The following is a 10,152-nucleotide window of genomic DNA, read 5'->3' on the forward strand; positions in this document are numbered from 1 at the left end:
GGACCTGCTCCCTAGGAGTCGACGCCTTGGATGACGACGATCCTACGGTGCGCCCTCCACCGCCACGGCCGAGCGGCTGTTGGGCTCACTCACAGTGTCCCCGGCCACAGCCGCGACGCCGTTGCCGCCGCCCCGCTTGGCCAGATACATCGCGGCGTCGGCGCGGGCGAGCGCCTGCGCGGCGCTCTCCTGTGGACGGAGCGCGATGACGCCGATCGACAGCGTCACCCCCCGCGAGAGGTCCATGGGCAGCCGCGCCACGGCGTCCACGGCTCGGCTCAGCGCCGCCTCGGCCGCGCTCAGCGGGGCCCCGGGCAGCAGCGCCACGAACTCGTCGCCGCCGTAGCGGGCGACCATGTCGTCGCCGCGGACGGCGCTACGCAGCGTGCTCGCGATGACACGCAGCACGTCGTCGCCCTCGGCGTGCGACGCCCGGTCGTTCACGCCCTTGAAGCCGTCCAGGTCGATCAGGGCCACCGCCAGCGGCTGGTCGCCGGGCGCGGTGACCAGGGCCTCCAGCCGCTCGTCCAGGGCGCGGCGGTTGGGCAGGCCGGTCAGCGGGTCCTGGAGCGCCTGCTGCGAGATCGCACCGTGCTCACGGGACAGCCGCTCGTGCTCGCGGCGGGTCTGCAGGCTCGTCACCTTGGACTCGCCCATCTGCCACATCTCGTGCTCGAGCTCGGTGGCGTACTGCTCCAGCGCGTTCGCGCCGACCTCGGTCTGCTCCGAACCGGACAGTCGCGCGAACTCCCGCATCAGGCACAGCCGCAGCGTGTTTTCGGTGGTGTCGTTGAGCAGCCGGTCGGCCGCGCCGGCGAGCACGTGGATCGCCTCGGAGAAGCGGTCCTCACGTTCCAGGCAGCGGGCCAGCGCGATCGACACCATGATCAGCTCACGGGGCGAGGCGGCCCGGTCGGTCAGCGCGCGCAGCCGCTCGATGTGCTCGGCGCCCGGGCGGGCCAGCGCGTGCGCGGCGCCCACCACCGGCAGCTGGTCGGCGGCCGGCGCCTCGGACAGCCGGGTCGGCTGCGAGTTGCGCCACGGCACCTCGGCCGCGGCGGCGATGGCCGAGGCGGTGAGGAACTTCTCGGCGGCCTTGTCGTACTGGCCGACCCGCTCCAGCCGCAGGCCCCAGCCCAGCAGCAGCCGGGTCTGGTTGATCATGTGCTCGGCGATCTCGTACGGCCCGCCGTCGCCCCGGATGGCCGCGCCGGCCCGGTTGAACACGCCGGCCGCGATCTCGTACACGCCGAGCTGGCTGAGCAGCTGGCCGATGTCCACCAGCACTGCGGACAGCAGCCGGGTCCAGGACCGGACGCCGATCAGGGTGTCCGGTGTGAGGTCCTCGTCCAGGATGGCCAGCGCGCGGGCGCCGGAGGTCAGCGCCTCGTCCTCGTAGCCGCCGAGGAACAGCCGCCGGCCGCGCAGCGCGTGCGCGCCCGCCTCCATCACGGTCAGGCCGTGCCGGCGGGTGTGCGCGATCATCTCGTCCAGCAGGGCGTCGGTCTCGTTGGTCGAGTCCGGCCCGGACAGCCGCACCAGGCAGCTGGTGCGCAGCACCTGGGCGACCATGCGCGGCTCGCCCCGCCGCTGCGCCTCCGCGAGCAGGCGGTCGGCCTCCGCGACCGCGGCGTCGGAGGTGCCCTCCACGTCGCCGCCCGACGACATCGCCAGCTCACGGGCGCGCCCCACCAGCCAGGCGTCCGACATCTCGGCCAGGGCCGGTGCGGCGTCCTCGTGCTGGTCGACCGTGTCCTCGTGCAGCTTCGACTCCTTCTCGACTGCTCCGCTGCCAGGATTCGAACCTGAACCATTGGAACCAAAATCCAAGGTGCTGCCGTTACACCACAGCGGACCGTGTTGTGGAGTCCATGTTGTCACGTCTCACCTCGTCAGGTCAGGGCGACCACCCAAGAAGTCCCTGAGATGGCCCTCGTAGCCGTTCGGGTCCACGTTCCAGGAGGCCGTGTGCTCCGCCCCGGATACCTCGACGTACGTGAGCGGCCATCCGTTCGACCTGGCCGCCGCGGCCAGGTCGCGTGACGCCTGCACGGGCACGGTGGTGTCGGCCGAGCCGTGGAACAGCAGCGTCGGCGGCTTGTGCGCCGGCGGGGTGTCGGCCAGCTCCATCCGTCCGAAGTCGATGCCGGCGCGCCAGCCCGCGACCAGCTCGGCGTCCCAGGCGAGCAGGCCGGTCATCGGCAGGCCGCGGTCCTGGCCCTGCAGCACCAGCGTCTTGTCCCAGCTCACCGCGGGCGCGTCCAGGATCACCGCGTCGACCTCGCCGGCCAGCGGGGACTGCGCCAGCACCTGCTCGGCGATCGCGCCGCCCATCGACCAGCCGTAGAGCACGAGGTGCTTGGCGCCGTGCGCGGTGGCGTACTTCGTCGCCGACTCCACGTCCTGCCACTCGGAGTCGCCGAGGTGGAAGAAGCCGTCGGGGGAGCGGGGCGCGCCCTCGTCGTTGCGATACGTGATGGACAGGACGGACATGCCCAAACCGTGCAGGGTCGGGATGGGGCGCAGGGTCTCGTTCCGGTCGCCGCCACGGCCGTGGACGGCGATCACCCAGGTGTCGCCCTTGCCGCCGGGCGTAAGCCAGGCCGGCATGTCGCCCAGTCCCGTGGGCACGTTCACATTCTGGAAATCCAGGCCCAGCGCGGATTTCGGGTCGCCCGGCCACATCTGCGGGCTGAGCCGGACCGGCGTGCCGGCCGGCGGGGCCTGACCCTTGAGCAGTTTTCGCTCAACTTTCCCGTCACGGTCGGTGAGAACCTCGCCGACCTGAGCGGCGCCGCCCTTCCAGAGCAGCGCCCACTGGCCGGCATCTGTGGTGTCCGACGCTTTTTTCAGTGCGACGGAACTCACACCGTCGACGGACGTTGGACCGAGTGAGACGTCCCCATAGCCGGGTCGCGCCTGCGCCGGATCGAGCAGCTGGCCGCTGTAGTACCAGCCGATCCCGAGCAGTGCGAGCACGGCGACGACCAGCAGGATCGGCACGGTGACGAGGGTGATCCGGAGGGCCCTTATAGAGCGAACACCTTGTGTCGGCACGGAGATGTCAACCGCCTGTCGATCCTGAGAAGTGACCTAGAACGTCCGTGCAGGGGCTGGTATTCCCGGCCGGCACAACCTACGCTTGCGTAAGTTACGGTCCCGTAGGCGAGGTTCGCCTTAGTCAAGCAAATTACTGACCGCGAGGTGTCAAAGTATGACCACAGCCCTGGAGAAGCCAAGGGAAGCGGCCGGCGGGGGGCCGAAGCCGATGCTGGACGGCCAACACGGCAACGTCGAGCAGGCCCTCATCTACATCTTCACCATCGTGCCATTCGTCGCGTTGGTCGCCGCCGTCCCGCTGGCCTGGGGCTGGGGTCTGAGCTGGGTCGACATCCTGGTCGGCGCGGTCTTCTTCTGCATCAGCGGGATGGGCGTCACGGTCGGCTACCACCGCTACTTCACGCACGGCTCGTTCAAGGCCAAGCGCGGCCTGCGGGTGGGCCTGGCCATCGCCGGCAGCATGTCGCTGCAGGGCTCGGTGATCAAGTGGGTCGCCGACCACCGCCGGCACCACGCGTTCTCCGACCGTGAGGGCGACCCGCACTCGCCGTGGCTGTTCGGCACCGGTCCGGTGGCGCTGGCCAAGGGCTTCTGGCACGCCCACATGGGCTGGCTGTACGAGCGGGACCTGACCAACCGCGACCGGTTCGCGCCCGACCTCGTCGCCGACAAGGACCTCGACAAGGTCGACAAGCTGTTCCCCGTGTGGACCGTCGTCAGCCTGCTGGCGCCGGCGGCGCTCGGCGGCCTGATCAGCTGGTCCTGGTGGGGAGTGCTGACCGGCTTCTTCTGGGCCGGCCTGGTCCGGGTCGCCGTGCTGCACCACGTGACGTGGTCGGTCAACTCGATCTGCCACATGATCGGCGAGCGCCCGTTCGCGGCGCGTGACAAGTCCGCCAACTTCTGGCCGCTGGCGATCCTGTCCTTCGGCGAGTCGTGGCACAACCTGCACCACGCCGACCCCACCTCCGCGCGCCACGGCGTGCAGCGGGGCCAGATCGACATCTCGGCGCGGACCATCTGGCTGTTCGAGAAGCTCGGCTGGGCCTGGAACGTCCGCTGGCCGAGCCCGCAGCGCCTGGCCAGGATCAGCGCCGCCAAGTAGGTGACATATCGTGGTCGGCCATGGCCGCCCGGCGCAGGACACGTGACAGCAGGGGCGACGCGGACGGCGTCGCCCCTGTGACACGTGTGCGGATGACCGGCAAGGAACGCCGGCAGCAGCTGCTCGACGTGGCCCGGGAGCTCTTCGCCGAGAAGGGCTTCGACGGCACCTCCATCGAGGAGATCGCCCACCGGGCCGGCGTCAGCAAACCCGTGGTGTACGAGCACTTCGGCGGCAAGGAAGGCATCTACGCCGTTGTCGTGGACCGGGAGATGCAGTACCTGCTCGACTCCGTGGTGACCACTCTGGCCGGCGGCGACGGCCACCCCCGTGAGCTCCTGGAGCGGGCCGCCCGAGCCCTGCTCGACTACATCGAGGGCTCCAGCGACGGCTTCCGGATCATGGTCCGTGACTCGCCCGTCGCCAGCGCCTCCGGCACGTTCTCCAGCCTGTTGAACGACATCGCGTCGCAGGTCGAGCACATCCTGGGCCTGCACTTCGACGCCCGGGGCTACGACCCCAAGCTGGCCGGCCTCTACGCGCAGGCGCTGGTGGGCATGGTGGCGCTGACCGGGCAGTGGTGGCTGGAGGTCCGCAAGCCCAAGAAGGACGAGGTCGCCGCGCACCTGGTCAACCTGGCGTGGAACGGCCTGTCCCACCTGGAGGGCAAGCCCCGCCTGCGGATGCGGTGATCAGTACGGGTGCTTCCGGACGACGCCGTCGGCGTCGGGTAGCACGAGGGTGATCGCGTGGACGCCGTCGGTGGCGGGGTCGGGATACGGGCCGAGGTAGATGTCGTGCCCGACGAGTTCGACGTAGACCTCGCTCAGCTCAAGGGAATCCGTCAGCACGTGGGCGTCCAGCACGACCTCGCCGGGGGTGACGACTCCGACGACGGCCTCCTGGGTGTCGGTGATGACGCGCAGGATCTCGACCTCGGCGTCGTCGTTGAACGCCATGCGCCGGAACCGGTCCTCGAAGTAGAAGCCGACCCAGCTGCCGGGGGACAGCCGGGCGGCGATCAGGGGCAGGTCTTCGGCGCGGCGGCAGACGTACCAGTTCGTGGTGCCGGCGACGCGTTCGAGCACGACGGTCTCGCGACGGCTGGCGGTGAGTCGTTCGGCGACGCCGGAGGTGGGCAGGACCGAGCGCTGCCAGACCAGATGCACCTGCTGCCAGGTGCGGTCATCGGCAAAACCCGCGTCCGGCACGAGTTCCCGGGCCGCCTTGACGCGCTTGGCATTGATCGTCCGCAGCACGTCGTCGGCACCGACCCGTCGGCTGAGGAACCTGTCGATCTCCGAGAAGTACCGGTGGAAGAAGGCGACCGAGCCGCGCGGCTGGTCGACGCCAAGGGCCTCCGCCCACACTCCGGCGTCGTACCCGTGCTCGAAGTCGCGGCCGGCGACGAGGCTGGAGATCCCCCGGTCGTTGAGGATCTCCATGAAGACGCCACCCGCGTGACACCGCCAGCGGCCACTTCCCGTCGGCCCACCGTCGGGGAGTGCCTCGTCCACCTCGAGCTCGGTGATGGTGTTGATGAGGTGGTGCACGTTCACGGTCAGATCCTGTAATCGCTGTCAAGGGCGTCGGTGATGAACATGTGCCCGGGCGCATGGGTGATGGCGAAGGGCGGTCGGGACGCCATGACGGCGGCCTGCGGGGTGACGCCGCACGCCCAGAACACGGGCACCTCGCCGTCACGAACCGCAACGGGCACACCGAAATCGGGGCGGTCGAGGTCGGCGATGCCCAGCTGCGAGGGGTCGCCGACGTGGACGGGAGCGCCGTGCACGGCGGGCATCAGGCGGGTGACCTCGACGGCGGTCGGTACGAGGTCGGCGGGAATCGGGCGCATGGAGACGACGAGCGGCCCCCGGAGCCGGGGAGTGGGCCGGCACGGCCGGTTGGTGACGTACATCGGCACGGTGGAACCCCGCAGCGGCACGCCGGCGGCCATCAGCGCGGACTCGAAGGTGAAGCTGCATCCGATCAGCACGGCGACGAGGTCGGAACGCCAGAACTCCGTTGCGTCAGGGCATTCCGCGGCCAGGGCGCCGTCGACCCACACGCGGTAGGCGGGCAGGTCGGTGCGCAGATCGGCGCCGGGGGCGAGCACGGTGCGGGGGTCGCCGGGCTCGCTGACGTCCAGCACGGGGCACGGCTTGGGGTTGCGCTGCGCGAACAGCAGGACGTCGTAGGCCCAGTCGGCGGGCACGGCGATCAGGTTGGCCTGGGTGTGGCCGGCGGCCATGCCGGCGGTCGGCGTGACCAGACCGGATCGGAAGCTCGCACGCGCCTCGGCAGCAGTCACGAAATCAAGGCTAGCGGAACACTATGCGCACATATAATATGTGCGCATGACAACTTACGAGTTCGAGCACACGCTGACCACGACGGCCACCCCCGCGGCGATCTGGGCGAAGTGGAGCGACCCGGCGGACTGGCCGAGCTGGGACGAGGGCCTGGAGAAGGTGACGCTGGAGGGCGGCTTCGTCGAGGGCGCGAGGGGCGAGCTGACGGTGGCCGGCCAGCCGCCGCTCGGCTACGTGTTGACGGAGGTCAGACCGAACGAGGCGTTCACCGACGAGACGGCGATGCCGGGCGGCGTGCTCCGCTTCATCCACCGGATCGAGCCGGCCGGCGACGGCCGCTGGGCGCTCACGCACCGCCTGGAGATCGAGGGTGACGACCTCGCGGCGCTGGGACCGGTGATCACGGAGGACTTTCCGGTGGCGATGGCGGCATTGGCGACAATGTGCGAATGACCGACGAGCCGCAGTCGCGCTGGACGGGGCCCGGGCGCAGCCCCGGGTTCCTGCTCTGGCGGGTGACGCTGGCCTGGCAGCGGGCGATGCGGGCCGCGCTGGCGCCGCACGACCTCACCCACGTCCAGTTCGTGCTGCTGGCCTCGACCTGGTGGCTGGGCGACCACGAGGAGCCGCCGACCCAGCAGCGCCTGGCTGCCCAGGCCGGCACCGATCCGATGATGACCAGCCAGGTGATCCGCAAGCTGGCCGACCGCGGGCTGGTGAACCGCGCGCCCGATCCCCGCGACGCGCGGGCGCTGCGCATCGTCGTCACGCCGGACGGCCGTGAGGTGTTGGCGGCGGCGCTGCGGGACGTGGAGCAGTCCGACGCCGAGTACTTCGCGTCGGTGGACGACGACTTCGTGACCGGCCTGGCCCGGCTACTGCGCTGAGTCGTACGCCCTTTCCTTGGGGCGCAACGCCTCCGCGCGGTCGGCGTGCCCGGCCCGGACGAGGTCGCGGATCTCGTGCGCCAGGTCGGTGACGTCGGTGATGTCCGAAGTCCATTCGTCGACATAGCGCCGAAGCGCCTCGCCCTTGAGTCCGATTTGGACGGCCCGATACGGCAACGTCTGCATGCGCACATCCCGGTCCGGATCCCACTGCACCCGAACGGAAGTCGCCGCGAGTCGCCGGCGCCACTCGTCGTGACTGGCGTAGGTGTCAGCGTCGTAGGAGCTCAGGCAGGAGTTGCGCATGGCCCAGTCGAAGCCGTCGCGCCGGATCCTGATCGCCAGCACGCGTTCCTGGCCTGGCGCGGTCGACCAGCTGGACCGGTGCATCATCCACCGGAAGGACGGCTTGATCCACGTCATGCGCGTTCGGCTGAACGGCGGCACGAAACCGCCGGCGGCCAGCGCGGCCTCGGCGATCTCCGGGTTGTAGGCCTGGTACACGGTGATGAGCCGCTCGTCGTAGGCGGCGTTGATCGTATTCATCTCCCGGTCCACGGTAGGCCCCGGTGGCAACCGGGTTTTCGCCCATGTCGTCACGCGGACGGCGCCGTGAGGATCCGGCTCGCCGGAGCCGGACCCTCACGTGTTCAGCGCAGCGGGCCGCCGACGAAGGACGGTCCGGCCGTGGTGTTCGCGGCGCGGGCCTGGGCGCCGGTCGCCGAGGGGCGGAACATCAGGGTGCGGTCGTCACTGTCGCGGAAAACGACGACCCAGGTGTTGGCGGTGCCGCTCACCTGGGCGGTCGACGGCTGCGACGCCGCCTTGTACTGCGGGCTGACTACCGACCAGGCGCGGTAGTCGGGGTTGCCCAGGGCGATCGGACCGGTGTTGTAGACGTAGCCGTCGGTGCCGGTGGCGACGACCTCGACTGTGTTGCTGGGGGTGAGCACCGCCGACGGGGCGCTGGCGGCGGTCAGGCCGGGGATGGTCACCCACGCGGTGGGCCAGCTGCCGTCCGCGTTCTGACGGATGGTGCGGATGGTCTTGTCGGCGTCGTTGAGGGCGAAGATCTGCGCGGTGTTGTCGGCGCGGATCACGACCGACGGCACCGGAGATCCCAACACGCCCGTCGCGAGGCCGGCCAGCTCCGTCCACGAGCTCACCGTGTCGCCGGTGACGGTGGCGGTGCTCAGCCGGTTGTTGGCGTCCAGCGCCACCAGCCGGACGGTGTCGTTCTGCACCACCGCTGTGAGGGTGTCCTTCATGCCGGTGCTACCCAGGCTGCGCCAGGCGGTGAGGTCGCCGTTCTTGACGAACTGCGGCCGGTACCAGAGTCCGCCCTGGGCGTCGAGGCCGTAGGCGACCACGGTGCCGTCGGGCTTGCGCACCAGCGACGGCTCGGTCGGGAAGTATCCGCCCGCCGATGTGATCGCCGGCCAGGTGCCGCCGACCGCGGTCTGTGCGTCGCCGCCGATCGCGCCGTCGGTGCCCAGCGCCATGACCTGGGCGCTGCCGTTGTCGTTGAGCGCCGCGGCGGGGTGCCCGGTGAAGGAGGAGCGGCCGGGCAGGGTGGCGAAGTTGGCGGTGGCGCCGTCGAGGACGTTCGTCTGGTCGACGGCCACCAGGCTGCCGTCCTTGCCGACGTAGAAGTACTCCAGCCGGCCGTTGCTGTTGGGCACCAACGTCGTCGCCGCCCCGCTGGTGGGCGAGACGTGGGGCTTGGCCGGCAGGGTCATCGGCGTGGCGCAGGTGTTGGACGTCGAGGTGATCAGCCAGCTCGGGTCCCAGCCCCAGCCGAGATTGTTGCCGCCGGCCCAGGCTCCGGTGGCGTCGGTGTAGTGGTACCAGAGCAGGTCGCCGTGCGGGTCGACGGTGTGGCCGTAGAGGGTGTCGCCGCCGGGGGAGAACATGGCGCTGAACATGTTCCAGCCGGTGCTGAGCACCTTCTGCCGCTGCAGCCAGCGCTGCGAGTCGGCGTCGTACTGGTAGCGGTAGAGCTGGCCGCCGTTCAGGCCGGCGTCGCGGGCGTAGAGCACGCCGGGGCCGGCGGCCACGATCAGGTCGTAGTTGCCCCAGTTGGTGTCGATCTCGTGCTCGACGATCTTGCCGGCGGCCGCGTCGTAGCGGGCGACGTAGAGGTTGCCGTCATGCGGAACCTCGTAGATGTCGCCGCGGGAGTCCACGGTGATGCGGTTGTGGAAGGTGGGGCTGTCCCAGCCGGTCCACTGCTGCCCGATGACCTGGAACGGGGTGTCCCAGCCGGTGCCGTTCCAGTGGTACCGACGGAACTCGCCGTTGGACTGGATGTTGTAGACATCGCCGTCCGGGCCGCCCAGCAGGGAGCCGCCATTGGGGCCGCCGACGCTGGTCGGACCGCTCCAGGCCGATGTTCCGCCGACCGGGTCGGTGTGCTTGTACAAACGGGTGGAGCCGTCCGGCAGCGCGGCGAAAACCTGCGCCGGACCGGTGCATTGCGTTGCGGAATCGGCGTGTGCTATCGCGGTCGGCACAATGATCGACATTGTGATCACCGCGGCGAGAACGGCGGCGGCCGATCTGAGGCCGGGTGTTCTCATGTTCCCCCCTGTATGGAGTTTTCCCAGATAGGCGACCCGAATCGGGTGGCCGATGCGCACCGTACCCGATGGTCGTGACGCCCGTGTGACGCCTCCTCGGATTCGTTTGTGTTACGTAATCTGCGTCGCATTCGGGTCGCTTTCCGGCCACTTGACTCGTCTCTAAAGGCGTGTTATGCGGTATTTTGCCTTGCCTTTATCGGGGT

General features: G+C 70.1%; 10 protein-coding genes and 1 tRNA gene. 4 read left to right on the forward strand and 7 right to left on the reverse strand.

What is annotated here, in order from left to right; genetic code table 11:
• Positions 1–42: 42 nt before the first annotated feature.
• From BCF44_RS30400 to BCF44_RS30410, 3 genes are all read right to left on the reverse strand, one after another.
• Positions 43–1,710: a GGDEF domain-containing protein gene (locus tag BCF44_RS30400; RefSeq protein ID WP_116177855.1), complete on the reverse strand. Its 1,668-nt coding sequence runs from the start codon at positions 1,708–1,710 to the stop codon at positions 43–45.
• A gap of 74 nt (positions 1,711–1,784) precedes the next feature.
• Positions 1,785–1,855: transfer RNA gene (locus tag BCF44_RS30405), tRNA-Gln, on the reverse strand.
• A 29-nt stretch (positions 1,856–1,884) separates the two neighbouring features.
• Positions 1,885–3,003, reverse strand: coding sequence for an alpha/beta hydrolase family protein (locus BCF44_RS30410; protein ID WP_246015745.1), 1,119 nt, complete (start codon positions 3,001–3,003; stop codon positions 1,885–1,887).
• A gap of 211 nt (positions 3,004–3,214) precedes the next feature.
• Between BCF44_RS30410 and BCF44_RS30415 the strand changes: the two genes are divergently transcribed.
• Both BCF44_RS30415 and BCF44_RS30420 read left to right on the forward strand, forming a co-directional pair.
• On the forward strand, positions 3,215–4,165 hold the full coding sequence (locus BCF44_RS30415; protein ID WP_116177857.1) for an acyl-CoA desaturase: 951 nt from the start codon (positions 3,215–3,217) through the stop codon (positions 4,163–4,165).
• Positions 4,166–4,257: 92 nt separating this feature from the next.
• Positions 4,258–4,857, forward strand: a complete 600-nt coding sequence (locus tag BCF44_RS30420) for a TetR/AcrR family transcriptional regulator (protein WP_147328697.1) — start codon at positions 4,258–4,260, stop codon at positions 4,855–4,857.
• Here the strand turns inward: BCF44_RS30420 and BCF44_RS30425 are convergent, their stop codons facing one another.
• Both BCF44_RS30425 and BCF44_RS30430 read right to left on the reverse strand, forming a co-directional pair.
• Positions 4,858–5,724 carry a hypothetical protein gene (locus BCF44_RS30425; protein WP_116177859.1) on the reverse strand — a complete coding sequence of 289 codons (867 nt, stop codon included), beginning with the start codon at positions 5,722–5,724 and terminating at the stop codon, positions 4,858–4,860.
• A 2-nt stretch (positions 5,725–5,726) separates the two neighbouring features.
• Complete coding sequence (locus tag BCF44_RS30430; protein WP_116177860.1) at positions 5,727–6,479, reverse strand: putative hydro-lyase; 753 nt, start codon at positions 6,477–6,479, stop codon at positions 5,727–5,729.
• A 46-nt stretch (positions 6,480–6,525) separates the two neighbouring features.
• On the opposite strand from BCF44_RS30430, the gene BCF44_RS30435 reads away from it, so the two are divergent.
• Both BCF44_RS30435 and BCF44_RS30440 read left to right on the forward strand, forming a co-directional pair.
• Positions 6,526–6,933, forward strand: coding sequence for an SRPBCC family protein (locus BCF44_RS30435; protein ID WP_116177861.1), 408 nt, complete (start codon positions 6,526–6,528; stop codon positions 6,931–6,933).
• Complete coding sequence (locus BCF44_RS30440) at positions 6,930–7,367, forward strand: MarR family winged helix-turn-helix transcriptional regulator (RefSeq protein WP_116177862.1); 438 nt, start codon at positions 6,930–6,932, stop codon at positions 7,365–7,367. The genes BCF44_RS30435 and BCF44_RS30440 overlap by 4 nt, the downstream gene beginning before the upstream one ends.
• Here BCF44_RS30440 and BCF44_RS30445 read toward each other — a convergent pair.
• Positions 7,356–7,913 (reverse strand): DUF4291 domain-containing protein, encoded by a 558-nt coding sequence (locus BCF44_RS30445; RefSeq protein WP_116178087.1) that lies wholly within the window; start codon positions 7,911–7,913, stop codon positions 7,356–7,358. The two genes, BCF44_RS30440 and BCF44_RS30445, sit on opposite strands and share 12 nt — an antisense overlap.
• A gap of 104 nt (positions 7,914–8,017) precedes the next feature.
• A complete protein-coding gene (locus tag BCF44_RS30450; RefSeq protein WP_170217834.1) occupies positions 8,018–9,892 on the reverse strand; it encodes a DUF8189 domain-containing protein in 1,875 nt (624 codons plus the stop codon).
• Positions 9,893–10,152: the final 260 nt, after the last annotated feature.

The organism is Kutzneria buriramensis (genome assembly GCF_003387475.1).
GTDB classification, from domain to species: Bacteria; Actinomycetota; Actinomycetes; order Mycobacteriales; family Pseudonocardiaceae; genus Kutzneria; species Kutzneria buriramensis.